The sequence below is a fragment of the Brevundimonas aurifodinae genome (assembly GCF_040195595.1).
Classification (GTDB): domain Bacteria; phylum Pseudomonadota; class Alphaproteobacteria; order Caulobacterales; family Caulobacteraceae; genus Brevundimonas; species Brevundimonas aurifodinae.
On the sequence record NZ_JBEGDD010000005.1, the window covers coordinates 233,746 to 257,005 of the forward strand.

Below are 23,260 nucleotides of genomic sequence, written 5' to 3' on the forward strand. Positions count from 1 at the left end.
GGGGATGGGTGCGGAACGCGATTGGTTCCTCCCTCATCCTGGCCGCCGTCGGCCTGGCCCTTTGGTTCGGCGCGCTGCGGCCGATCGATGACCTGTTCAACGGCTGGCGTTTCGACAACGTGCGCAGCGAGGCCAGCAAGGGGCTGGTGATCGTCGAGATCGATTCCCGCAGCCTGAGCCGGGCGGAGACCTGGCCTTGGGAGCGAGAGCGCTACGCCGAGGCCATCGATCGGCTGCTCGGCGCCGGCGCCACCCTGGTCGCGATCGACGTGGACTTCAGCGCGGCTTCGGACGCCGAATCCGACGCGGCCCTGGCCGGGATGATCTCGCGGTATCCGGGCCAGGTGACCCTCGGCTCCTTCCGGCAGATGGACAGCTATGGCGCCGGAGAAAGCCGCGTCGTCCAGAACCTGCCGATCCCGATGCTCATGCGCGACGCCCTGATCGCTTCGGTCAATGTGCCGGTGGACGAGGACGGTGAAGTCCGCCGCTATGGCTACCGGTCTTCGATGGGCCAGCGCGCGTCACTGGCCGCCAATCTGGCCGGAGTGACCCGCGAGGGCGAGTTTGCCATCGATTTCGGAATCGATCGCCGCACCCTGCCGCACCTGAGCTTTGACGACGTGCTGAACGACCGCTTCGACCCGCGATCGGTCGAGGGACGCGTCATTCTGATCGGCGCGACCGCGCTGGAGCTCGGCGACGAGTTCGCCACCCCCGTCGGGTTGTTGCCCGGCGTGGTGATCCACGGCCTGGCCTATGAAAGCATCGTGGCCGGCCGGACCCTGATGACGCTCCATCCGGGGGCGATACTGATCCTGTGCCTCGGCCTCGGGTTGCTGCTTCTGCCTCGGCGGGACGGTCGACGCCTCCGCGACCTGATGGTCCGCCATGTCATCGTCGGCGGCGGCATCGTCGCGATCCCCCTGGTCCTGCAGCAGGCGACGCCGGTCAGCATCGACATCGCCGCCCTGCTCGGTACCCAGGTCCTGTTCGGCGTCTGGGCCGCTCGCTCGGAACTGATGCGTCGGGGCCGCGAGATCGTGGCCGAGCGGGAGGCCGGGCTGCGTCGGCTGGCTCTGCATCACGCCGAGACCCAGCTGCCCAACCGGCGAGCTCTCATCGAATGGATCGAGGCCGGGCCCCAGACAGGGCAGGTCGTGTTCGCCGTGGGGATCGAGCGGTACGCCGAGATGCGCGGTGTCGTCGGCTACAACGTCACAAATCTGGTCATGCGCGAGCTCGCGGCCCGCCTGTCGAGCCTGGGCGAGCCGGCCCAGGTGGCCCACATCTCCTCCTCGGTCCTGGCGTTCGCCCGGACCGACCTGTCGCCGGACGCGTTCGACGCCCTGCTGAACCGGTTGCGTCGACTGGAAACCAATTTTCAGATCGAGGGCCACTCGGTCGACGTCTTCCTGCGCACCGGTATCGCCACCGCCGACGCCGTCGGGACCTCGCCCACCGAACTGGTCGAGCGGGCGACCCGCGCGCTGGATCGCGCCGGCGGCGCGGTTGATCGGGTCTGCGTCTACGACGAAGCGACCTTCGCCTCGGCCGATAACAATCTGGCCCTGATGACCGAGATGATCGATGCCTTGGGCCGAAACGAGATCAGCCTTCACTACCAGCCCAAGATGCAGACCGCCGACGGGCAGGTCACTTCGGTGGAGGCGCTCTGCCGCTGGCACCATCCGATCCGCGGGTTCGTGCCGCCCGATCTGTTCATCCCCATCGCCGAGCAGACGGGGCAGATCCGGGCGCTGACGGAGTGGTCGATCCTGCGCGCCATTCAGGACCAGATTCGCCTGCGCGCCTCGGGTCACGACGTCACCATCGCCCTGAACATCTCCGGGCGGCTGCTGGCGGACGACGCGTTCAAGGACAAGGTGATCCAGTTCGCCTCCGCCGTGGACGCGGACCTGTGTCTCGAAATCACCGAGACCGCCGTCATCGACAATCCGGACAAGGCGCGCTCCGCCATCGCGGCTTTCCGTGCCGTCGGCCTGAAGATTTCGATCGACGACTATGGCAGCGGGTTGTCTTCCCTCGCCTATCTGAAGCTGCTCAATGCCGACGAACTGAAGATCGATCGGTCGCTTGTGACCGAACTGGCGGACAGCCAGCGCGATCGGTTGATCATGAAGTCGACGATCGATCTGGCCCACAGTCTGGGCATGTCGGTCGTGGCCGAGGGGGTCGAGACCGAAGCGATCGTGGCCTGCCTGTCGCTGCTCGGCTGCGACGTCATCCAGGGCTACTGGCTATCCCGTCCCCTGCCGCTCGTCGCGCTCGCCACGTTCCTCGACGAGCACGCGGCGACATCCCTGGACACCCCGCTGCGCCAAGCGAGCTGAGCGCCTTCGCGCGGACCGGGCAGGTCGCGATCAGCCATCCCTTGATCGCATAAAGATATCTTTATATGTCTGCGCGCCACGCCGCGCGGCCGCGCGACCTCCCGGAGCCAGACCTTGTCCCGTTCGTCCTTCCTGTTCACCTCGGAAAGCGTGTCCGAGGGCCATCCCGACAAGGTCTCGGACCGCATCTCCGACACGGTCGTGGACCTGTTCCTGTCCAAGGATCCCTATGCCCGGGTGGCGTGCGAGACCTTGACGACGACGAACCTGGTGGTGCTGGCCGGCGAGATCCGGGGCCAGGGCATCATGGACACCGACGGCAACTGGGCCCCCGGCGTCGAGGCCGAGATCGAGGCCGCCGTGCGCGCCGCGGTCAGGGACATCGGCTATGAGCAGGACGGCTTCCACTGGGAGACGTTCGAGTTCATCAACCGGCTGCACGGCCAGTCGGCCGACATCGCCGTGGGCGTGGACGCCGCCGGCGACAAGGATGAGGGCGCGGGCGATCAGGGCATCATGTTCGGCTATGCGTCCAACGAGACGCCCGAGCTGATGCCGGCGACCCTGCAGTACAGCCACAACATCCTGAAGCGTCTCGCCGACGTCCGTCACGCGGGCGAAAAGCGCCTGGAGCCGGACGCCAAGAGCCAAGTCACCATCCAGTACGAAGACGGCAAGCCGGTCCGCGCCACCTCCATCGTCCTGTCGACCCAGCACGCCAAGGGCATGACGCAGCAACAGGTCGCCGACCTGGTCAAGCCGCACATCCTGGCGGTCCTGCCGGAAGGCTTCACCGACGAGAACACCGTCTGGCACATCAATCCGACCGGCATCTTCGAGATCGGCGGGCCCGATGGCGACGCCGGCCTGACGGGCCGCAAGATCATCGTCGACACCTATGGCGGGGCTTCGCCGCACGGCGGCGGCGCCTTCAGCGGCAAGGACCCGACCAAGGTCGACCGTTCGGCCGCCTACGCCTGCCGCTACCTGGCCAAGAACGTCGTGGCGGCGGGCCTGGCGGATCGCTGCACCATCCAGATCAGCTATGCCATCGGCGTCGCCAAGCCCCAGTCGATCCACGTCGACCTGCACGGCACCGGCAAGGGCGCGGTCAACGAGGCCGTGCTGGAGACCAACATCCTGGGCCTGATCGGGGGCGCCACGCCGCGCGCCATCCGCGAGCACCTGGGCCTGAACAAGCCGATCTATGCGCGCACGGCGGCCTATGGCCACTTCGGCCGCGCGCCGGACGTCGACGGCGGCTTCGGCTGGGAGAAGGTCGATCTGGTCGACAAGCTGAAGGCGCTGGCCTGAGCCCACCCCGCCTGATCTCCGGATCGGGCATCGTGATCGCCGGTCGGCGCTGAGAGGCGCGACCGGCGATTTTGCGTTATAGGCCCGCCGATGCCCGCTTCCCCTCCCAAAAAGCCCGGCGATCCGCTGCATCCGAGAGCCACAGGGCCCCTTCGGTCCTATGGTCGTATCAAGTCCCGCGCAGTCAAGCCGCGTCAGGCGGCGCTGTTCGACACCCTGATGCCGTCGGTGCGACTTCCCGTGCCCGCGACGGGAAAGATCGACGTTCAGGCCCTCATGCCCGGCGCGTCCGAAGTCTGGCTTGAGATCGGCTTCGGCGGGGGCGAGCATCTGGCAACGCAGGCGGCCCGGCATCCGACGGCGCTGATGATCGGCTGCGAGCCCTTCATCAACGGCGTGGCCTCGGCTCTGCGGCACATCGAGGAGGGCGGGCTGAAGAACGTGCGGCTGCACGACGACGACGCCCGGGCGGTGGTCTCGGCCTTGCCCCACGCCTGTCTGGACCGGGTGATGATCCTGTTCCCCGACCCTTGGCACAAGGCGCGCCACAACAAGCGCCGCCTGATCCAGCCCGAGCTCGCCGCCGAACTGGCGCGGGTCCTGAAACCCGGCGGGCGGTTGCGGTTCGTCACGGACTGGAAGGATTACGCCGGCTGGGCGCTGGAGCGGTTCCTGGTCACGCCGGGGCTGGTGTCGCTGGCCGACGAGGCGGCGGACTGGAAGGCCGCGCCGGAGGATCACGTCGTCACCCGCTACGAGGAAAAGCGGCTTGGCGACACCGATCCGCTGTTCCTGGAGTTCGAGCGGGTCGCTTGAGCAGATATCCGTCGCCCTCGGACTTGATCCGAGGACCGGAGGCTCCGCAGGCCGTTCAAGCAGCGTGAGACGAGATGGAGGGGACACCTCCATCATGCCCGCTGCGGACAGTCCGATCCTCGGATCAAGTCCGAGGATGACGGTGGGGGAGTGAGGACATCGCGCTCAAGCAGCGAGCGACCGCGTCGCGAGCGGTAGCGCCACAAACTAGGCCTGCCGGAAGCCCAGCACGTCCTGCATGTCGTAGAGGCCGGGGCCCCGGCTGCGGGCCCAGGCGGCGGCGGCGACGGCGCCCTTGGCGAACAGGGAGCGGTCGATGGCCGAGTGGCTGAGGGTCACCACCTCGTCCTCCGAGGCGAACAGGACGGTGTGCTCGCCGACGATCCCACCCGCCCGAATGGAAGAGAAGCCGATCCGGCCGGTCTCGCGCGGCTCGCCGACGCCGTCGTAGGGGGGGCTGCGAAGGTCTGCGAGGTCACGGCCGCGCCCGGCGGCGGCGGCCTCGCCCAGCATCAGGGCGGTGCCGGAGGGGGCGTCGACCTTCTTTCGGTGATGGGCCTCGGCGATCTCGATGTCCCAGTCGCGCGCGTCCAGCCTCTGGGCCGCGTGTTCGACCAGACCGATCAGGATGTTGACGCCCAGCGAGAAATTGCCGCTGCGGACGATGGCGATGCGTTCGGCGGCACGGGCGATCTCCTTGTCCTGCTCCGGCGAGAAGCCGGTCGATCCGATCACCAGAGCGGGGCCACCGCGTTCGGCCGCGATCCGGGCCAGGGCGACCGAGGCCTCGGCGGTCGAAAAGTCGATGACGACGTCGCACAGCGACAGATCCGGCGTCTCGCCCCAGTCGAAGCGGACGGCGACCACGACGTCGTCGCGCGCGTCCAGGGCCTGGCTGACGGCCCGCCCCATGCGGCCGCGCGCGCCGGAGATGCCGACGTGAAACAGGTCGCTCACCGGGCGGGCCCCCCGCGAACCCTCACTGGGCGCTCTCGCGCTGGGACCGGGGCTCCTCGGCTCCCAGGATGTCGGCCCAGAAACGCTTGGCCTTGCCCGCGAAGGAGGAGTTCCGGGGGCTCTGGTCGTCGCCGAAGGAGGCCGCCAGTTCCTGCATCAACTCCTTCTGGCGGGGCGTCAGGTCGGTAGGGGTCTCGACGAACAGTTCCACCACCAGGTCGCCGCGCTGGCGGCCGTTCAGGTGGGGCATGCCCTTGCCGCGGATGCGGACCGTCTTGCCGGTCTGGGCCCCGGCGGGGACGCTGACGGGGGCCTTGCACTGGCCGTCGCAGGCCTCGGACACCAGGCATGGGGCCTCGATGTCGCCACCCAGGGCCGCGACCGTCATGGGCACGGGCACGGTGACCAGCAGATCCAGATTGTCGCGCTCGAACAGGTCGTGGGGCTGGACCGACAGGAAGACATAGAGGTCGCCGCGCGGGCCACCCCGCGTGCCGGCGTCGCCTTCCCCCGACAGGCGGATGCGCGAGCCGTCGTCGACCCCGGCCGGGACCTTCAGCGCCAGCTTGCGGGTCTTTCGGACCTGACCGTGGCCGTGACAGCTGGTGCAGACGTCGGCGGCCGCCAGACGCTGGCCCTGGCCGCCGCACGACGGGCAGGTGCGCTCCATCTGAAAGAAGCCGTTGGCCTGGCGGATGCGGCCCGCGCCGTTGCAGGTCGAGCAGGTCGAGGGCTTGGCCCCGGGCTTGGCGCCCGAACCGGTGCAGGTCTCGCACGTCGCCGTGGTCGGCACGGCGATCTCGACCTCGGCGCCCTTGTAGGCCTGCTCCAGGGTGATCTCGAGGTCGTAGCGCAGGTCCGAGCCGCGTCGCGGGCCATTGGACTGTCGGCGTCCGCCGAACACGTCGCCGAAGGCGTCGCCGAAGACCTGGGCGAAGATGTCGTTGACGTCGTGGAAGCCCTGCTGGCCGCCGCCGCCCTGGCCATTGACGCCCGCGTGGCCGAACCGGTCGTAGGCGGCCCGCTTGTTGTCATCGGACAGGACCGAATAGGCCTCCGACAGCTCCTTGAACTTCGCCATGGACTCTTCCGAGCCGCCGTTGCGGTCCGGGTGATGTTCCATCGCCAGCTTGCGATAGGCGGATTTCAGGCCGGCGGCGTCGATCCCCCGATCGACCCCCAGCACTTCGTAATAGTCACGCGCCATGCGCCGATGGTCCTCTGCCAACCCCTGACATTCCGTTCACGCCTCTTGTTTGCGGGCGATCTATCCGGAACGGCGACGCCAGAGACATGGGCGTCGGGGGCGATGATGCAAGAATGCGGCCGGGAGCGCCGTTGGAGCGAGAGTGGGTGAAAGTGACTCTCACTTCTCTCACTCCGTCCGGCGCCGCCGCCCTGCGGTCTCCTGAGACGCCCTCCCGATCGTGTTCGGGAGGGACGTGCATCAGGCGCTCTTCTTCTGATCGTCGTCCGAGGAGACCTCCTCGAACTCGGCGTCGACCACGCCGTCGTCGGCGGGGGCGTCGTCACCCGAGCCGCCGGCGGCCTGGGCGTACATGGCCTCGCCCAGCTTCATCGAGGCCTGGACCAGGGTGTTGGTCTTGGCGCGGATGTCCTCGGGGTCGGTGCCGTCGCGGGCCGCCTTCAGCTCGGTCAGGCCGGTTTCGATGGCGGCCTTTTCGTCGGCGCCGACCTTGTCGCCGTGTTCGGCCAGGGCCTTCTCGGTCGAGTGGATCAGGCTGTCGGCCGCGTTCTGGGCCTCGACCAGGTCCTTCCTGGCCTTGTCGGCGGTGGCGTTGGCCTCGGCTTCCTTGACCATCTTGTCGATGTCGGCGTCCGAGAGGCCGCCGTTGGCCTGGATGCGGATCGACTGTTCCTTGTTGGTCGCCTTGTCCTTGGCCGAGACGTTGACGATGCCGTTGGCGTCGATGTCGAAGGCCACCTCGATCTGCGGCATGCCGCGCGGCGAGGGCGGAATGCCCATCAGGTCGAACTGACCCAGCATCTTGTTGTCGGCGGCCATCGGACGCTCGCCCTGGAAGACGCGGATGGTCACGGCCGACTGATTGTCGTCGGCGGTCGAGAACACCTGGCTCTTCTTGGTCGGGATGGTCGTGTTGCGCTCGATCAGGGGGGTGAAGACGCCGCCCAAGGTCTCGATCCCCAGCGTCAGGGGCGTGACGTCGAGCAGCAGCACGTCCTTGACGTCGCCCTGCAGCACGCCGGCCTGAACGGCGGCGCCCAGCGCCACGACCTCGTCAGGGTTGACGCCCTTGTGCGGTTCCTTGCCGAAGAAGGCCTTCACGGCCTCCTGCACCTTGGGCATGCGGGTCATGCCGCCGACCAGCACCACCTCGTCGATGTCCGAGGCTTTGAGGCCCGCGTCCTTCAGCGCCTTGGCGCAGGGCTCGATGGTGCGCTGGATCAGGTCGTCGACCAGGGCTTCCAGCTTGGCGCGGCTGAGCTTGATGTTCAGGTGCAGCGGGCCCGAGGCGTTCATGGTGATGAACGGCAGATTGACCTCGTACTGGGTCGTGGAGCTGAGCTCCTTCTTGGCCTTTTCGGCCTCTTCGCGCAGGCGCTGGAGGGCCAGCTTGTCCTGGCGCAGGTCGACGCCCTGTTCCTTCTTGAACTCGTCGGCCAGATAGTCGGCCAGGCGCACGTCGAAGTCCTCGCCGCCCAGGAAGGTGTCGCCGTTGGTCGACTTCACCTCGAACACGCCGTCGCCGATCTCCAGGATGGAGACGTCGAAGGTGCCGCCGCCCAGGTCATAGACCGCGATCTTCTGGCCGTCGTTCTTGTCCAGCCCATAGGCGAGCGCGGCCGCCGTCGGCTCGTTGATGATGCGCAGGACCTCGAGACCGGCGATCTTGCCGGCGTCCTTGGTCGCCTGACGCTGGCTGTCGTTGAAATAGGCGGGGACGGTGATGACGGCCTGGGTCACCTTCTCGCCCAGATAGGCCTCGGCGGCCTCCTTCATCTTGATCAGGGTGAAGGCCGAGATCTGCTGGGGGGAATAGTCCTTGCCGTTGGCGCGCACCCAGGCGTCGCCGTTCGGACCCTTGACGATCTCATAGGGCACCATGCCCTTGTCCTTGGCCACGATCGGATCGTCGAAGTTGCGGCCGATCAGGCGCTTGATGGCGAAGAAGGTGTTGGCGGGGTTGGTCACCGCCTGGCGACGCGCCGGCTGACCCACCAGGGTCTCGCCGCCGTCCTGGATCGCGACCACCGACGGGGTGGTGCGGTTGCCCTCGGCGTTCTCGATGACCTTGGGGTTCTTGCCGTCCATGACGGCGACGCACGAATTGGTGGTGCCGAGGTCGATACCGATGATCTTGGCCATGAGCCTTATGTCTCTCCGTCTGGCGGGCGATGCGGCGGCCTTATCAGAAAGCGCCGCGCGTGACCGCCCCCGTTTTGTTTGCGCCGCCTCGCGGGGGCGCGAGCACGGCAGGTTGGGTTCTGTTTCTCCGGTAAACCCCACGAACGGCGGGGTCTCTCGGGCTGGTCGGCATATGGGAAAGTCCCAACCCCCCGCAAGGGCTTGCGCCCGAATCAGGTCGAGTCAGGTCGCATCAGTTTTCCCCCGAGGCGCGATGGTCCAAGGTGGAAGGATTGCGGGCGCAGGCTCGCGCCGGTCCGGTTCTGTTCATGCGTCTTTCTCCGCTCCGTCTCGGCGTCCTGATCGTCAGCGCCTCGATGCTGGTCGGGGCGCCGGCCTGGGCCGTGCCGGGCGGTGAGGCGGTCGAGCGCGCGGGCTCCCGGCCGGTGGCCGCCCTGCGCCAGTCGAACGACGCCCAGAACCGGGACGTCCGGGTCCACAACCAGACCGGCTGGACCATGACGCGCCTCTATGTCTCGTCCGGCGGCGGCTGGACGGGCGATCTGCTGGGAGCCGGTGGCCTGGCCCCGGGTCGGAGCGCGCGGGTGTCGATCGACGACGGCAGCGGGGCCTGCCGATACTCGCTGCGCGCCGAGTTCGACAACGGCGAGACCCTGCAACGCGGCGGCGTCAACAGCTGCCAGATCGCGGACTATTACTTCACGCGTTGAGGGCGGCCATCGCGCGCGACGCGGTCGCGCCCCAGATTAGCCCGATGACACCCTTTCCCGACCTGCCGGGCTTTCTGTATTGGCCCGGCCGTCTCGATCCGTCGGCGCAGGCCGATCTGATGGCGCAGATCGCGGTGGCGATGGCGGAGGCCGCGCCCTATCGGCCCGTCACGCCGGGCGGCCGGCCGTTCTCGGTGTGGATGACCAATCTGGGTCCGCTGGGGTGGGTGTCGGACCGGGCGGGATATCGATATCAGCCGATCCATCCCGTCACCCGACGGCCGTGGCCGGCGATCCCGGACAGCCTTCTCGCGCTCTGGTCGGACCTGACGGGCGCGCCGCCGCCGGACGCCTGTCTGGTCAACCGCTATGAAGCGGACGCGCGGATGGGGCTGCACCAGGACAAGGACGAAGCGGACCTGACCCAGCCGGTGCTGTCGGTGTCTCTGGGCGACACCGCCCTGTTCCGCATCGGCCCGGCCGGAGGCGGTCCCACGCGATCGCTGAGGCTGGCGTCGGGCGATGTCTGCGCCCTGTCGGGCCCCTCGCGGCTGGCCCGGCACGGCATCGACCGCATCGTGGGCGGCTCGTCGAGCCTCGTGCCCGGCGGCGGCCGCATCAACCTGACCCTCAGGCGGGCGGCATGAGGTCGCGGGGGCGTGACTCGACGGAACGGCCCCGCCGCTCCAAGGTCCCGGCCCTCGAGACACCGGAGAGCCGCCCATGACCGTCCTGATCCGCCCCGAGGGCAATGAGCCGTCCGATTTCAACCTGTCGCGCAGAGGGCTGGCCGGACTGACGGCGGGGGCGGTGTTCACCGGATACGCCGTCGCGGCCCTGGCGCAGGAGGCCCAGCCGATCGTGACCGACGAAACGGGGCTGGAGACCGGCATGGTGTCCTATCCCGCGCCCGACGGGTTCGACCTGCCGGCCTATGTGGCCCGGCCCGAAGGCGACGGCCCCTTTCCCGTGGTGATCGTGGTCTCCGAGATCTTCGGCCTGCACGCCTACATCATGGACGTGGCCCGGCGATTGGCGAAGGCCGGCTATGCCGCCGTCGCGCCGGCCTTCTTCGTGCGGGTCGAGGACCCGGCGCCGCTGGCCGACATGCGGGCGGTCCAGGCCATCGTGGCCCAGGCGGGATACGAGCAGGTGATGGGCGACATCGCCGCCACCCTGGAGTGGGCCTCCGGTCAGCTATGGGCCAATACGGACAGGGTCGGGATCACCGGCTTCTGCTGGGGCGGCAAGGTGGTCTGGCAGGCGGCGGCGCGGTTCGCCGCCATCGACGCCGGGGTGGCCTGGTACGGCCGATTGGCCCCGTCGGCCGGCGCGACGCCCGAACAGATCGAGGCCGGGCGGCCCTGGCCCGTCGATCTGGCCGACGACCTGAAGGGTGCCGTGATCGGCAACTACGGCTCGGCCGACGGCGGCATCCCCAACGACACCGTCGCGGCGATGCAGGCCGCGCTGGAGGCGGCGGGCCAGACCGAAAGCGGTATCAAGCTGTACGAGGGTGCGCCCCATGGCTTCCACGCCGACTACCGGCCCAGCTATCGCTCCGCCGAAGCCGCCGACGGCTGGGCGCGGCTGCTGGCCCTGTTCGAGGCGAAGCTGAAGTAACTTAATCCTCCCCCGCGCTTGGCGGGGGAGGGGGACCAGCCGAAGCCTCTTGGCGAAGGATGGTGGAGGGGGCGGCTCCAGACGCCGGCGTGCGCGGCCGCCCCCTCCACCACTTCGTGGTCCCCCTCCCCCGTTCTGCTTCGCTCCTCGGGGGAGGATTGTTCTTCACGCCTTGCCGTCGAAGGCACTGCCGTTCGTCGCCGCCGCAGCGCCATAGGGGTTCGACCCCTGCGGACCCGATCCCTTGGCCGCGACCACGACCATGGCCGGCCGCACGGTGCGGCCGAACAGCTCGTAGCCCGCCTGCATGGTCTGGATCACCGTGCCGCCGGGAGCCTCGGTCGAGGGCTGTTCCAGCATGGCCTGGTGCAGGTGCGGGTCGAACGGGTCGCCCAGGCCCGGCGCGACGCGCTTCAGCCCATTGGCCTCGAAGGCCTGAAGCAGTGACTTCTGGGTCAGTTCCAGCCCGGTCACCAGCCCGGCCTCGCCGGCGTCAGCGTCCTTGGGCGCGGCCTGCAGCGCGCGCTCCAGATTGTCGGCCACGCCCAGCAAATCCTTGGCGAAACGCTGGATGGCGAAGGCCCGGGCGTCGTTCATCTGGATTTCGGTTCGGCGTTTGACGTTGTCGGCCTCGGCGGCGGCGCGCATGGCGCGGTCCTTCCACTGGTCGCGCTCGGCGATCATGGCATCGAGCGGGCCCAGGTCGTCGCCGCCGGGCGTGGCGTCCAGCCCGGCCTCGGCATTGGCGATGGCCTCGTCCAGGGCGGAGGGCTCGAAATCGGGGTTCGTCGTATCGGTCACGTGTCTTGTCCGTCCAGGATGCGCCCCAGCACCCGGGCGGTGTAGTCCACCAACGGGATGATGCGGGCGTAGTTCAGTCGCGCGGGTCCGATCACGCCGATGGCGCCCAGAACCCGCTGGCGGCCCGTCATATAGGGCGCCGCGACGACAGCGGAACCCGAAAGCGAAAACAGCCGCGTCTCGGCCCCGATAAAGATCCGCACGCCCTGGGCGCTTCCCACCCCGTCCAGCAGACCGATCAGCTGTTCCTTCTGCTCCAGGTCGTCGAACAGGACCCGCACCCGCTCCAGATCCTCGGCGGCCCCGGCGTCGCTGAGCAGATTGGCCCGGCCCCGGACGATCAGGGACCGGTCGCGGTCGCCGCCGCCCGACCAGGCGGCCAGCCCCTCCTCAACCAGACGGGCGGCGGCGGCGTCCAGGTCGCGCCGGGCGGCCTCAAGCTCGGCCCCCATCTCCTGGCGCGCCTCGGCCAGGGGCCGGCCCTTCAGCCGGGCGTTCAGAAAATTGGACGCCTCTTGCAGGGTCGAGGGCGTGACCCCGGCCGCCAGAGGCATCAGCCGGTTCTCGACCGTGCCGTCGTCGGCGACCAGCACGGCCAGGGCCTGGCCCGAGCCGAGCGCCACGAACTCCACATGTTTGACGCCCGCGTCCCGCACCGGACTGGCGACGATGCCCGCCCCGCCCGCAAGGCCGCTGAGCAGGGCGGAGGCCTCGTTCAGCGCCTCGTCGAAACCGCGTCCGCGCCCGACGAGACGCGCGTCGATCTCCTTGCGCTCATCCGCGCCGATGTCGCCGATCTCCAGAAGGCCGTCGACGAACAGGCGCAGACCGGCGTGGGTGGGAATGCGCCCCGCCGAGGTGTGGGGCGCGGCCAGGAGGCCCGCCAGAGTCAGGTCCTGCATCGTATTGCGGATCGAGGCGGGCGACAGATGCACCCCGCCTCGCGACACGGTGCGCGACCCGACCGGCTCGCCCGTCTCCAGATAGGTCTCGACGACACTGCGAAAGATGTCGCGGGCCCGCTGGTCCAGGGCCTGGAGCCCGGCGTAGTGGGGCGTCATCAGGGGACTGAGCGGGACGGTCATCGCGCCTCCCAGCCCGACCGGGTCAGGCGGTGGATCAGGCAGTCGTCGTCGTCGAACATCCGACGCCCTTCGGGCCTGAACCCCAAGCGCTGATAGAAACGATGCGCGGCGACGTTCGAGTTCAGCGGATCGATGACGATGGCCTCCACGGCGGGCTCGGCGAAGCAGCGGTCGATCATCTGGCTCATCATCGCCGTGCCGACGCCGCGGTTCAGCCAGTGCGCCGGTCCGATCCAGATGTCGATGGCGCGCAGGTTGGGTTCGATTTCGCCCCAGTAGTGGGTCGGCTCGGTATGGGGGTCGCAGATCTGCATGACGCCGACCGGCTCGCCCTCGACCTCGGCGATGACATAGTGGCTGTCATAAGCCGAGACGGTCAGTTCCTCGGCCCATTCGATGCCGCCGAAGGCGACCTCGGCGTCGGCGTCGTCACTGGAACAGGCGATGACGTGCGGCTCGCGGTCCCAGGTGGCGAGCGTGTCCGCGTCGGCCACGGTCGCGGGGCGCAGGGTCAAGGTCGGAGGCGGCGTCCCGGGCGGCGTCGCCTGACGGTCGGGGGCATACAGGCTCATGGTTTCAGGATAAGCAGCCCGACCCGTTCCGCAAAGCCTGCCAGAGAGCCTTCATGCGCCCCTCCGACCGTACCCCCGATCAGCTCCGCGCCGTGACGCTGGAGACCGGCGTCAACCGCTATGCCGAGGGGTCCTGCCTGGTCTCGTTCGGTCACACCAAGGTGCTGGTCACCGCCTCGATCGAGGAGAAGGTGCCGGGCTGGATGCGCAACACCGGCCAGGGCTGGGTCACCGCCGAATACGGCATGCTGCCCCGCGCCACCCATACGCGCGGCCGTCGCGAGGCCGCCGCCGGCAAGCAATCGGGTCGCACCCAGGAGATCCAGCGTCTGATCGGCCGGTCCCTGCGCGCCGTCATCGACCTGAAGGCGCTGGGCGAACGTCAGGTCCTGGTCGACTGCGACGTCATCCAGGCCGACGGCGGCACCCGCACGGCCTCGATCACCGGGGCCTGGGTCGCGGTGGCTTCGGCGCTGGGATACCTCCGCGCCGAGGGCGTGCTGAGCGTCGATCCGGTGCTGGACCAGGTCGCGGCCGTGTCGTGCGGTGTCTTCGCCGACACCCCGGTGCTGGACCTGGACTACGAAGAGGATTCCAACGCCGAGGCTGACGGCAACTTCGTCCTGACCGGGTCGGGCACCATCGTCGAGATCCAGGCGACCGGAGAGAAGCGCGGCTTCTCCCGGGCCGAGTTCGACCGGCTGTTCCAACTGGCGGAGCTCGGCTGCGGCCACCTGTTCACCTTGCAGCGCGAAGCCGTCGCGGCCGCACTCGCCCAGCGGGCGTAGGCGGCTAGGCACGGAAGGCGAAGCGGCGCATCGTCGGCGGCCTGGATCGCCCGGAGCCGCCGCCATGCCTCGCGTTCGCCCGTCCCTCGCCCTGATCGCCGCCCTCGGCCTGTCGATCGCCGCCTGTGGGGGGTCCGAGCCTGCCCCCGAGGCGGCGGAAGTCCCGGCGACCGAGGCCGCCTATCCCGTCGCGGCGCCGCCGGCGATGATGCCGGATGACGCCCCGCCCCAGGAAGAAGCACCGCCCGAAGCCGAAGCGGCCGAAGCCACGCCCGCCGCCACCTGCCGCGAAGCCGTCGGCGAGGCCGCCTCCGCGCGCCTGGTCGCCCGCTGCATCGCCGTCAGCCCCGCGACCCGCCCACCCTGCAACGCGCTCAACCCCTGCGAGATGATCCAGGGCGAGATCGACCGGTCGTGCGGGCAGTACGGACCCGGCGAGGAGAAGCCGGCGGAGTGCGTGGCGTAGGGTGACGGAATGTCTCCCTCCCCCGACGGGGGAGGGCAGGCGCGCAGCGCCGGGTGGGGGCGGCAGGCGATACGGCGGTGATGCCTGGCGTTTGGCTCGCCGGCCCGCCCCCACCCGGTCTTCGCTGCGCTACGACCACCCTCCCCCGCCGGGGGAGGGAGAAAACGAAAAAGGCCCCGCTGTCGCCAGCGGGGCCTCGTTCATCTCAACGTTGACGCGGGAGATCAGTCCCGACGGCTGCGGCCGCGGCCGCGATCGCCGCCACGGTCTCCGCCGCCTTCACGCTTCTTGCCGCCACCGCCGGTGTCTTCGGTCAGGGGGGGCTCGCCGCGTTCGGCGCGTTCGGCGTTGATCTTGTCGGTGATGTCCTCGCCGGTTTCCTGATCGACGACCTTCATCGACAGCTTGGTCTTGCCGCGATCGTCGAAGCCCAGGAACTTGACCTTGACCTCCTGGCCTTCGGACAGGACGTCGGCCGGGTTGGCGACGCGCTCCAGGGCGATCTGGCTGACGTGAACCAGGCCGTCCTTGGCCCCGAAGAAGTTCACGAAGGCGCCGAAGTCGACGACCTTCACGACCTTGCCGGAATAGATCATGCCGGGCTCGGGCTCGGACACGATCGAGCTGATCCAGTTCTTGGCGGCGTCGATCTTTTCCTGGTCCGAGGCCGCGATCTTGACCGTGCCGTCGTCCTCGATGTTGACCTTGGCGCCGGTCTTTTCGACGATCTCGCGGATGATCTTGCCGCCGGTGCCGATGATGTCGCGGATCTTGTCGACGGGAACCTTGATGGACTCGATCTTGGGCGCGTACTCACCCAGCTCGGTGCGGGCGCCGTCGATGGCCTTGTCCATCTCGTCGAGGATGTGAAGACGGCCGGCCGACGCCTGGGCGATGGCGGTCTTCATGATCTCCTCGGTGATGCCGGCGACCTTGATGTCCATCTGCAGCGAGGTGATGCCGTCACGGGTGCCGGCGACCTTGAAGTCCATGTCGCCCAGGTGATCTTCGTCACCCAGGATGTCCGACAGGATGGCGAACTCGCCCGACGGCTCCAGGATCAGGCCCATGGCGATGCCCGAGACGGGCTTCTTGAGCGGAACGCCCGCGTCCATCAGCGCCAGCGAGGCGCCGCAGACCGAAGCCATGGAGGACGAGCCGTTGGACTCGGTGATCTCCGACACGATGCGGATCGTGTAGGGGAACTCTTCCGACGACGGCAGCATCGGACGGATCGCCCGCCAGGCCAGCTTGCCGTGACCGATTTCGCGACGGCCCGCGCCGCCCATCCGACCGGTCTCGCCGACCGAATAGGGAGGGAAGTTGTAGTGCAGGAGGAACTTCTCCTTGTAGGTCCCCGACAGGGCGTCGACGTACTGTTCGTCTTCGCCGGTGCCCAGGGTGGCGACCACGATGGCTTGCGTTTCACCGCGGGTGAACAGGGCCGAACCGTGGGTGCGCGGGAAGACGCCGACTTCCGAGACGATGTCACGGACCTTGTCGAGCGCGCGGCCGTCGACGCGGTGGCCGTTGTCGATGATGTCGCGACGCAGGACGTGGGCCTCGCATTCCTTGAAGGCGACGCCGAACTTGGCCGAGTCGACCCCGTCGGGGTTCTCGTCGGTCTTCACCAGGGCGGCCGAGGCCTTCTTCTTGGCGGCGCCGACGGCTTCGTGACGGGCGTGCTTGCCGACGTGGGTGTAGGCGGCCTTGATGTCTTCGCCGACCAGTGACTGGATGGCGGTGACGACGTCGGAGTGATCCTCGGCGGTGAAGTCGAACGGGTCCTTGGCGGCGTGCTCGGCCATCTCGATGATGGCCTCGATCACCGGCTGCATGCCGCGATGGGCGAACATCAGGGCGTCCAGCATGACCTGCTCGGACAGTTCCTTGGCTTCGGACTCGACCATCATCAGGGCGTCCGAGGTACCGGCGACGACCAGGTCCAGCGCCGAGTCGGGCATCTGGTCCAGGGTCGGGTTCAGCACGAACTCGCCATCGACATAGCCGACGCGCGCGGCGCCGATCGGGCCCATGAAGGGCACGCCCGACAGGGTCAGGGCTGCGGAGGTGGCGACCATGCCGACGATGTCGGGATCGTTCTCCAGATCGTGCTGCAGCACGGTGATGACGACCTGGGTCTCGTTCTTGAAGCCCTTGACGAACAGGGGGCGGATCGGACGGTCGATCAGGCGACTGACCAGGGTTTCCTTCTCGGTCGGACGGCCTTCACGCTTGAAGTAGCCGCCCGGGATCTTGCCGGCGGCGAAGGTCTTTTCCTGGTAGTTGACGGTCAGGGGGAAGAAATCCAGGCCCGGCTTGGGCGCGCGGCCATAGACGACGGTCGCCAGGACCACGGTCTCGCCATAGGTGGCCAGGACGGCGCCGTCAGCCTGGCGGGCGATGCGGCCCGTCTCCAGCGTCAGCGGGCGTCCGGCCCAGTCGATCGTCTTGCGTTTGATGTCGAACATGTTTCGTCTTTCGTGTCCTGCGGGCGGATTCCGCGCAGGGTCCCATCATTGGGTGGAGCGTCGGGCGTTCAGTCCTTCGATCCGTGAACCCGTCGCCCCATGGCGAAAGGTCCGGGAGGTTGAGGACCGTTCCTGGCCCTCGCGTCATGCGGATGCGCCCTCATCCTACTCACCGTGCATCCCGGCGAAGGCCGGGATCCAGAGGCGATCACTGATCTCACAGGGGAGCCCGTGATCTGGACCCCGGCCTTCGCCGGGGTGCACGGATAGAAGAAAGGCCTCCGCGAGGAGGCCTCCCGTCTGCGCTTAGCGGCGCAGGTTCAGCTTGGTGATCAGGGCGGTGTAACGCTCCCGATCGACCTTGTTCAGGTGGTCCAGAAGGCGACGACGCTGCGAGACCATCTTGAGCAGGCCCCGGCGCGAGTGGTTGTCCTTCTTGTGGGTCTTGAAGTGCTCGGTCAGGTTGGCGATGCGTTCCGACAGGATCGCGACCTGGACCTCAGCCGAGCCGGTGTCGCCCGACGTGCGGGCGTTGTCATTGATGACTTCCTGCTTGCGTTCAGCAGTGATCGACATCGGTATTCTCCAGTTGGAGTCCCCTGACCGAAGTCAGGAAAGATTGAAAACGCGGTCGGGTTCTAGCCGTCCGGCCCGCAACTGACCGAGAGCGACGAGGGTCTGTCCCTGAAAGGCGGAAACGGTGCGAGAGCCGCCGGTGAGGCGACTCTTCAGGGTTTCAACCTGTCGGGGGAGCAGAACGATCGGCCGTCCCTGCCGAAGCGAGAAGGCGTCCTGATCCGTCACGGCCAGCTCCGGGATGTCGTCCAGGGCGGTCGAAACGGGCAGCAGGCCTTCCAAGGCGGCGTCCCTATGCACCAGATCGGTCAGGAAATCCAGCGTGACGGCGTTTTCCGCCCGGAACGGCCCCACCCGCTCGCGCCGAAGGGCGCAGACGTGCCCCTCGGCCCCCAGCAGGGCCGCCAGATCGCGGGCCAGGGACCGCACATAGACGCCCTTGCCGGTTCGGATCGTCAGCTCGACGTGGTCGTCATCGGGCGCGTTCGAGACCTCGGCCGAATGGATGGTGACCCGGCGGCTCTCCAGCTCGAACTCGGCGCCTTCGCGCGCCAGGTCATAGGCGCGCTGGCCGTCCACCTTGATGGCGCTGAAGCGGGGCGGGGTCTGGTCGATCTCGCCGACGAAGGCGGGAAGCGCCGCCCGCACGGCCTCGACCGGGGGGCGCACGTCGGAGCGGCCGATGATCTGACCCTCGCGGTCGACGCTGTCGGTCGAGACCCCCCACGCGATGGTGAAGCGATAGACCTTCTCCGCCTCCATCATGAACGGCACGGTCTTGGTCGCTTCGCCCAGCGCGATCGGCAGGATGCCGCTGGCCAGCGGGTCGAGTGTCCCCGCGTGACCGGCCTTCTGCGCGTCGAACAGGCGGCGCACCCGGGTCACCGCCTCGGTCGACCCCATCTCGAACGGCTTGTCGAGGCAGACCCAGCCGTGGACCGGATTGCCCTTCTTGCGACGGCCCACGGCTAAATCCTCCCTTGGAGCGTAGCGAACGGGGGAGGGGGACCGCGACGCCCTTGCGTCGGGGTGGAGGGGGCGGCTTCAAAGGCGGTGTCTGGGGTCGCCCCCTCCACCGCTTCGCGGTCCCCCTCCCCCGCAAAGAGGCGGGTGAGGATCGTCACGCGTCGTCGTCCTCGACGGGCGGGGCGACGTCGGCGCGGACGCGGGGATCGTCCAGCAGCCGATTCAGGCGCTCGGCGGCGGCGAAGCTCTCGTCGTGGCGGAAGCGCAGGTCGGGGGTGAAACGCATGTCGATGTGCCGCCCCAGCGCGCCGCGCAGGAATTTGGCATGGGCGTTCAGCGCCTTGACGATCTCGTCGATGTGGCCGGCCGTGTCCGAGGTCTCGATCCCGGCTCCCAGGGGCTCGACGAAACAGGTCGCGTGCTTGAGGTCCGGCGACAGCCGCACCTCGGTCACCGTCACCGACACCCCGACCAGGGCCGGATCGCGGACCTCGTTCTCGCGCATGACCTCGACCAGGGCGTGGCGGATCATCTCCGAGGCGCGCAGCTGGCGCTGGCTGACCAGTCCGGCTGTGGCCTTCGTCTTGGGCTTGCGGTTGCTCATGGGCGTCGTTCCTGTTCGCCGTCGGGGATCGGACCCGGCTCGGAAAAGCGAAAGGCGGGCGGTCTAGGCCTGTGTGGCCGCTCTGTCCACCGTCGCGACCACTTCCCCGGCGGTGACGGCGCGCAACGGACGGATGTCGAGACCCGCCGCGTTCAGCACCCGAGCCGTCCAGGCGTTGCAGAGATAGCCGATCCAGAAAGGCTCGTGGCTGGCGAAGAAATGCGCCCCCGCCTCCTCGCGCGCCGTCGACAGGCGAGGCCGGCCGTCGGTCAGCTCCAACGAGGCCTCGACTCGGCCGCGCAGCCCGTTGAAGGCCTCAGGCGAGAGGCTCAGGGTGCGACGGCGCTCAGGCGGAAAGCGCCGCGAGGGGTCGCCGGTCTCGGGGTCCAGCATGACGACCGACGGATTGCCCGGCCGGAAGAAGGCCCGCGCCCCGTCCAGCAGCCGCCCCTCCATCGGCGTGGTGTCGACGAAGAAGGTCGCGTCGCCCCAGCCGATCAGAATCCAGGCCCCGGCCCCGACCGAGCGCGACGCCTGCGCCAGGGGCCCGCCGCCCGCCTCGAGCGCCGCGCGCGGCACCGCCAGGTCGGTGTGGAAGCCATTGTTTAGCACATGGACGGTGACGGCCTCGCCCGAAGCCGGCGGCAGGTCCGCGCCCGGCCGTGTCCAGGTCCAGAGCCCCGCGACCAGCCCCAGAAGTCCCGCCAGCAAAAGCCCCCCGGCTCGCATCAGGGCGTCTCGACCACCGTGGAACGCGGTCCGGCGCTCCACTCTCCGCGATAGAGGTAGGACAGGGTCACGCAGTGCCGATAGGTCCCATCGGCCCAGCGGCCCGTGGCGTGCATGTCGATGGGGCGTCCCGCCCGGACCCGGCCGAGCACCAGGAAGGTGGCGTCGGCCCCGGGGCACAGGGCCCGCGCCAGGCCGCGACCGTCGCCCTCCATGGGGAGGGTGTAGACGCTGGCTTCGGTCGCGCCGTCAGGCAGGACCCGCCGCGCCTCATCCGGGCCGCCGCGCCGGATGTCGGCCGAGCCGCGCGCGCTGGTCGAAAGGATGCGGCGCACGGTGATCGCGCCGAACAGGCCGCGATCCACCTCCAGCGTCACCCCGCGCGTCAGAGCCCGGGTCACTCGATCGGCAGGGTCGAAGGCGAGCAGGCGCGTGTCCGCGGCCACGGGCGTGGCGACGATCATCAGGGACAGGGCGGGGATCAGACGACGCATGGCCGCACTTCATACCGCGACTTGCGGCCGAAGGGAGGCGACACCCGAATCTCCCTCCCCGGAACGGGGAGGGCAGATCGCGAAGCGATCGGGTGGGGGCGGCAAGGAAAATCGAGGGCGATCCGTGTCTGGTTCGCCCGGCCCTCCCCACCCGGTCTCCGCTTCGCTTCGACCACCCTCCCCCGCCGGGGGAGGGAGAGGGATAGGAAACCCCTACAGACTGCGCTTGACCTCTTCGACGGTGAAGCACTCGATGTAGTCGCCGACCTTGATGTCCTGGAAGCCCTGGAAATGCATGCCGCACTCCTGGCCCGACGGGACCTCGTTGACCTCGTCCTTGAAGCGCTTGAGCGTGGCGAGCGTGCCCAGCTCCAGAACCACGACGTCCTCGCGGATGATCCGGACCTTGGCGCCCTTGCGGACCACGCCCTCGGACACCCGGCAGCCGGCGATCTTGCCGGTCTTGGAGATGTCGAAGACCTGTAGCACCTGGGCGTTGCCCAGGAATGTTTCGCGCTGGAGCGGCGCCAGCATGCCCGAGAGCACGCCCTTCATGTCGTCCAGCAGGTCGTAGATGATCGCATAGTAGCGGATCTCCACGCCCTCGCGCTCGGCCAGGTCCTTGGCCTGTTTGGAGGCGCGGACGTTGAAGCCCAGGATCGGGGCCCCGGCCGACTTGGCCAGCTGGACGTCCGATTCCGTAATGCCGCCGGCACCGGAATGGACGACCCGGGCCCGGACCTCGTCGTTGCCCATCTGCTCCAGCGAGCCCTGGATGGCCTCGCCCGACCCCTGGACGTCCGACTTGATGAGAACCGGCAGTTCCGAGATCTTCTTGGAGCCCAGCTTGGCCATCATGTCGACCAGGCTGACCTGGTTGATGCCGCCCGTGGCCTTCTCGCGCTTCACCCGGGCGCGGTATTCGGTCAGTTCGCGGGCGCGGGCTTCGGACTCGACGACAGCCAGGGGCTCGCCCGGCGACGGTGCCTCGTCCAGGCCCAGGATCTCGACCGGCACCGAAGGTCCGGCCTCGGTCAACTGCTCGCCGCGCTCGTTCAGCAGGGCGCGGACGCGACCGAAGCTGGATCCGGCGACGACCAGGTCGCCCTTTCTCAGCGTGCCGCGCTTGACCAGGACGGTGGCGACCGGGCCGCGGCCCTTGTCCAGCTTGGCCTCGATGACCACGCCCTCGGCGGTGCGTTCCGGATCGGCCTTCAGGTCCATGACCTCGGCCTGCAGCAGGATGGCCTCGATCAGGCCGTCCAGGTTGGTGCGCGACTTGGCCGAGACCTCGACGATCTGGGTGTCGCCCCCCAGGGCCTCGCCGATGATCTCGTACTGCAGCAGCTCGTTGACGACCTTCTGCGGATCGGCCTCCGGCTTGTCGATCTTGTTGACCGCCACGATGATCGGGGCCCCCGCCGCCTTGGCGTGCGAGATCGACTCGATCGTCTGGGGCATGACCCCGTCGTCGGCCGCCACCACCAGGATGACGATGTCGGTGACGTTGGCGCCCCGCGTCCGCATGGCTGAGAAGGCCGCGTGGCCCGGCGTGTCCAGGAAGGTCACGGCCTCGCCGTTCGGCGTCTTCACCTGATAGGCGCCGATGTGCTGGGTGATGCCGCCGGCCTCGCCCGCCGCCACGTCGGTTGTGCGAAGCGCGTCCAGGAGCGAGGTCTTGCCGTGGTCGACGTGGCCCATGATGGCCACGACCGGCGCGCGCGGCGTGGTCGCCTCGGCATCGACGGCGTCGGACAGGAAGCCCGTCTCGATGTCGGAATCGGAGACCCGACGGACGGTCATGCCGTATTCGTCGGCCACCAGCTCGGCGGTATCGGTGTCGATCACGTCGTTGATCTTCACCATCAGCCCCTGCTTCATCAGGAACTTGACGATATCGACGCCGCGCACGGCCATCCGGTTGGCCAGATCGCCCACGGTGATGACGTCGGGGATGACCACTTCGCGCGGACGGTTCGGCGTGTCGGTCGAGCCGCCCTTGCGCTTTTCCTTCTCGCGTTCGCGGGCCCGGCGGACCGAGGCCAGCGAGCGCATCCGCTCGGCGGCGTCCTCGTCTCCTCCGGCCACGGCCTGGATGGTCAGGCGGCCTTCGCGGCGCTTGGGCTCGCCGCGCGTGCGGCTGACGGCCTTGCCGGCGTCACTGAAACGCTTGTCGCGATCCTCCTCACCGGGCTTGCCCGGGCGACTGAAGCCGGTGCCGGGCGCGCGGCTGGGGCGCAGGACGTTGGGCTCGGCCGGGGGGGCGTTGGGGGCCGGGCGGCCGCCGGGGCCGGGGCGGGCGCCGCCGGGGCGGGCCGCGCCGGGCGCGGGACGCGGGGTCAGGGCCGAATAGCGGACGGGCTCGGCAGGGCGGGCCGGCGGACGGGCGCCCTGGGGCCGGTCGGAATAGGCGCGTTCACCCCCACCCATGGCCTCTTCGCGGGCCGAACGGGCCCCGAAGGCGGGGCGATCGATCGGCGCGCGGGCCGGATTGGGAGCCTTGGGCACCCGCTGGCCGAAGTTGACCACCGGGCGGGCCGGGGGCGCGGGGCGCGGGGCGGCCGGAGCGGGCGTGGGAGCCGCGG

The 23,260-nt window shown here is 69.1% G+C and carries 21 protein-coding genes; 8 read left to right on the top strand and 13 right to left on the bottom strand.

From position 1 onward, the window contains the following. The first annotated feature begins 8 nt into the window (after positions 1 to 8). The 3 genes from ABN401_RS08085 to trmB all read left to right on the top strand — a co-directional run bounded on the left by ABN401_RS08085 (position 9) and on the right by trmB (position 4,484). Positions 9 to 2,354 carry a putative bifunctional diguanylate cyclase/phosphodiesterase gene (locus tag ABN401_RS08085; RefSeq protein WP_349684328.1) on the top strand — a complete coding sequence of 782 codons (2,346 nt, stop codon included), beginning with the start codon at positions 9 to 11 and terminating at the stop codon, positions 2,352 to 2,354. A gap of 114 nt (positions 2,355 to 2,468) precedes the next feature. Beyond that, positions 2,469 to 3,668, top strand: coding sequence for a methionine adenosyltransferase (gene metK, locus ABN401_RS08090; RefSeq protein WP_349684329.1), 1,200 nt, complete (start codon positions 2,469 to 2,471; stop codon positions 3,666 to 3,668). 90 nt (positions 3,669 to 3,758) lie between these two features. Next, positions 3,759 to 4,484 carry a tRNA (guanosine(46)-N7)-methyltransferase TrmB gene (gene trmB / locus ABN401_RS08095; RefSeq protein ID WP_349684330.1) on the top strand — a complete coding sequence of 242 codons (726 nt, stop codon included), beginning with the start codon at positions 3,759 to 3,761 and terminating at the stop codon, positions 4,482 to 4,484. Between the two features lie 207 nt (positions 4,485 to 4,691). Here trmB and dapB read toward each other — a convergent pair whose 3' ends face one another. From dapB to dnaK, 3 genes are all read right to left on the bottom strand, one after another. Further along, a complete protein-coding gene (gene dapB, locus ABN401_RS08100; protein ID WP_349684331.1) occupies positions 4,692 to 5,441 on the bottom strand; it encodes a 4-hydroxy-tetrahydrodipicolinate reductase in 750 nt (249 codons plus the stop codon). A 22-nt stretch (positions 5,442 to 5,463) separates the two neighbouring features. Beyond that, positions 5,464 to 6,648, bottom strand: a complete 1,185-nt coding sequence (gene dnaJ, locus ABN401_RS08105; protein ID WP_349684332.1) for a molecular chaperone DnaJ — start codon at positions 6,646 to 6,648, stop codon at positions 5,464 to 5,466. Positions 6,649 to 6,888: 240 nt separating this feature from the next. Beyond that, positions 6,889 to 8,790 (bottom strand): molecular chaperone DnaK, encoded by a 1,902-nt coding sequence (dnaK, locus tag ABN401_RS08110; protein WP_349684333.1) that lies wholly within the window; start codon positions 8,788 to 8,790, stop codon positions 6,889 to 6,891. 308 nt (positions 8,791 to 9,098) lie between these two features. On the opposite strand from dnaK, the gene ABN401_RS08115 reads away from it, so the two are divergent. The 3 genes from ABN401_RS08115 (at position 9,099) to ABN401_RS08125 (ending at position 11,123) form a co-directional block, all read left to right on the top strand. Then, complete coding sequence (locus ABN401_RS08115) at positions 9,099 to 9,500, top strand: hypothetical protein (RefSeq protein WP_349684334.1); 402 nt, start codon at positions 9,099 to 9,101, stop codon at positions 9,498 to 9,500. A gap of 44 nt (positions 9,501 to 9,544) precedes the next feature. Further along, positions 9,545 to 10,147 (top strand): alpha-ketoglutarate-dependent dioxygenase AlkB family protein, encoded by a 603-nt coding sequence (locus ABN401_RS08120; RefSeq protein ID WP_349684335.1) that lies wholly within the window; start codon positions 9,545 to 9,547, stop codon positions 10,145 to 10,147. A 76-nt stretch (positions 10,148 to 10,223) separates the two neighbouring features. After that, entirely contained in the window at positions 10,224 to 11,123 is a 900-nt protein-coding gene (locus ABN401_RS08125; protein WP_349684336.1) for a dienelactone hydrolase family protein, read from the top strand. Between the two features lie 165 nt (positions 11,124 to 11,288). Here ABN401_RS08125 and grpE read toward each other — a convergent pair whose 3' ends face one another. From grpE to ABN401_RS08140, 3 genes are read right to left on the bottom strand one after another with little or no spacing between them, the layout of a single operon-like run. Next, entirely contained in the window at positions 11,289 to 11,924 is a 636-nt protein-coding gene (gene grpE / locus ABN401_RS08130) for a nucleotide exchange factor GrpE (RefSeq protein WP_349684337.1), read from the bottom strand. After that, the gene (gene hrcA, locus ABN401_RS08135) at positions 11,921 to 12,985 is read right to left on the bottom strand and encodes a heat-inducible transcriptional repressor HrcA (protein WP_349684352.1); all 1,065 of its coding nucleotides are present in this window, start codon (positions 12,983 to 12,985) and stop codon (positions 11,921 to 11,923) included. The genes grpE and hrcA overlap by 4 nt, the downstream gene beginning before the upstream one ends. Positions 12,986 to 13,005: 20 nt before the next feature. Then, positions 13,006 to 13,581, bottom strand: coding sequence for a GNAT family N-acetyltransferase (locus tag ABN401_RS08140; RefSeq protein ID WP_349684338.1), 576 nt, complete (start codon positions 13,579 to 13,581; stop codon positions 13,006 to 13,008). Positions 13,582 to 13,634: 53 nt separating this feature from the next. Between ABN401_RS08140 and rph the strand changes: the two genes are divergently transcribed. Together rph and ABN401_RS08150 are read left to right on the top strand one after the other, a co-directional pair. Continuing rightward, entirely contained in the window at positions 13,635 to 14,369 is a 735-nt protein-coding gene (gene rph / locus ABN401_RS08145) for a ribonuclease PH (RefSeq protein WP_349684339.1), read from the top strand. 64 nt (positions 14,370 to 14,433) lie between these two features. Next, the gene (locus ABN401_RS08150) at positions 14,434 to 14,835 is read left to right on the top strand and encodes a hypothetical protein (RefSeq protein WP_349684340.1); all 402 of its coding nucleotides are present in this window, start codon (positions 14,434 to 14,436) and stop codon (positions 14,833 to 14,835) included. Positions 14,836 to 15,059: 224 nt separating this feature from the next. On the opposite strand, the gene pnp is transcribed toward ABN401_RS08150, so the two are convergent. From pnp to infB, 7 genes are all read right to left on the bottom strand, one after another. Further along, on the bottom strand, positions 15,060 to 17,306 hold the full coding sequence (gene pnp / locus ABN401_RS08155; RefSeq protein WP_349684341.1) for a polyribonucleotide nucleotidyltransferase: 2,247 nt from the start codon (positions 17,304 to 17,306) through the stop codon (positions 15,060 to 15,062). A gap of 306 nt (positions 17,307 to 17,612) precedes the next feature. Next, positions 17,613 to 17,882 carry a 30S ribosomal protein S15 gene (gene rpsO, locus ABN401_RS08160; protein WP_349684342.1) on the bottom strand — a complete coding sequence of 90 codons (270 nt, stop codon included), beginning with the start codon at positions 17,880 to 17,882 and terminating at the stop codon, positions 17,613 to 17,615. A gap of 33 nt (positions 17,883 to 17,915) precedes the next feature. Then, complete coding sequence (gene truB, locus ABN401_RS08165; RefSeq protein WP_349684343.1) at positions 17,916 to 18,848, bottom strand: tRNA pseudouridine(55) synthase TruB; 933 nt, start codon at positions 18,846 to 18,848, stop codon at positions 17,916 to 17,918. A gap of 154 nt (positions 18,849 to 19,002) precedes the next feature. Further along, positions 19,003 to 19,452, bottom strand: a complete 450-nt coding sequence (rbfA, locus tag ABN401_RS08170) for a 30S ribosome-binding factor RbfA (RefSeq protein ID WP_349684344.1) — start codon at positions 19,450 to 19,452, stop codon at positions 19,003 to 19,005. 63 nt (positions 19,453 to 19,515) lie between these two features. After that, the gene (locus ABN401_RS08175; RefSeq protein ID WP_349684345.1) at positions 19,516 to 20,181 is read right to left on the bottom strand and encodes a DUF2459 domain-containing protein; all 666 of its coding nucleotides are present in this window, start codon (positions 20,179 to 20,181) and stop codon (positions 19,516 to 19,518) included. Continuing rightward, positions 20,181 to 20,675, bottom strand: a complete 495-nt coding sequence (locus ABN401_RS08180) for a hypothetical protein (RefSeq protein ID WP_349684346.1) — start codon at positions 20,673 to 20,675, stop codon at positions 20,181 to 20,183. The genes ABN401_RS08175 and ABN401_RS08180 overlap by 1 nt, the downstream gene beginning before the upstream one ends. A 213-nt stretch (positions 20,676 to 20,888) precedes the next feature. Continuing rightward, on the bottom strand, positions 20,889 to 23,260 hold a 2,372-nt coding region (infB, locus tag ABN401_RS08185; protein ID WP_349684347.1), incomplete at its 5' end, for a translation initiation factor IF-2.

Coding starts and splice junctions, on each gene's coding strand:
- rpsO (WP_349684342.1), bottom strand. CDS start 17,882: ATGTCGATCACTGCTGAACGCAAGCAGGAAGTCATCAATGACAACGCC.
- rph (WP_349684339.1), top strand. CDS start 13,635: ATGCGCCCCTCCGACCGTACCCCCGATCAGCTCCGCGCCGTGACGCTG.
- pnp (WP_349684341.1), bottom strand. CDS start 17,306: ATGTTCGACATCAAACGCAAGACGATCGACTGGGCCGGACGCCCGCTG.
- trmB (WP_349684330.1), top strand. CDS start 3,759: ATGCCCGCTTCCCCTCCCAAAAAGCCCGGCGATCCGCTGCATCCGAGA.
- dnaK (WP_349684333.1), bottom strand. CDS start 8,790: ATGGCCAAGATCATCGGTATCGACCTCGGCACCACCAATTCGTGCGTC.
- rbfA (WP_349684344.1), bottom strand. CDS start 19,452: ATGAGCAACCGCAAGCCCAAGACGAAGGCCACAGCCGGACTGGTCAGC.
- ABN401_RS08180 (WP_349684346.1), bottom strand. CDS start 20,675: ATGCGTCGTCTGATCCCCGCCCTGTCCCTGATGATCGTCGCCACGCCC.
- ABN401_RS08115 (WP_349684334.1), top strand. CDS start 9,099: ATGCGTCTTTCTCCGCTCCGTCTCGGCGTCCTGATCGTCAGCGCCTCG.
- ABN401_RS08150 (WP_349684340.1), top strand. CDS start 14,434: ATGCCTCGCGTTCGCCCGTCCCTCGCCCTGATCGCCGCCCTCGGCCTG.
- ABN401_RS08120 (WP_349684335.1), top strand. CDS start 9,545: ATGACACCCTTTCCCGACCTGCCGGGCTTTCTGTATTGGCCCGGCCGT.
- ABN401_RS08125 (WP_349684336.1), top strand. CDS start 10,224: ATGACCGTCCTGATCCGCCCCGAGGGCAATGAGCCGTCCGATTTCAAC.
- ABN401_RS08140 (WP_349684338.1), bottom strand. CDS start 13,581: ATGAGCCTGTATGCCCCCGACCGTCAGGCGACGCCGCCCGGGACGCCG.
- ABN401_RS08175 (WP_349684345.1), bottom strand. CDS start 20,181: ATGCGAGCCGGGGGGCTTTTGCTGGCGGGACTTCTGGGGCTGGTCGCG.
- dnaJ (WP_349684332.1), bottom strand. CDS start 6,648: ATGGCGCGTGACTATTACGAAGTGCTGGGGGTCGATCGGGGGATCGAC.
- hrcA (WP_349684352.1), bottom strand. CDS start 12,985: ATGACGCCCCACTACGCCGGGCTCCAGGCCCTGGACCAGCGGGCCCGC.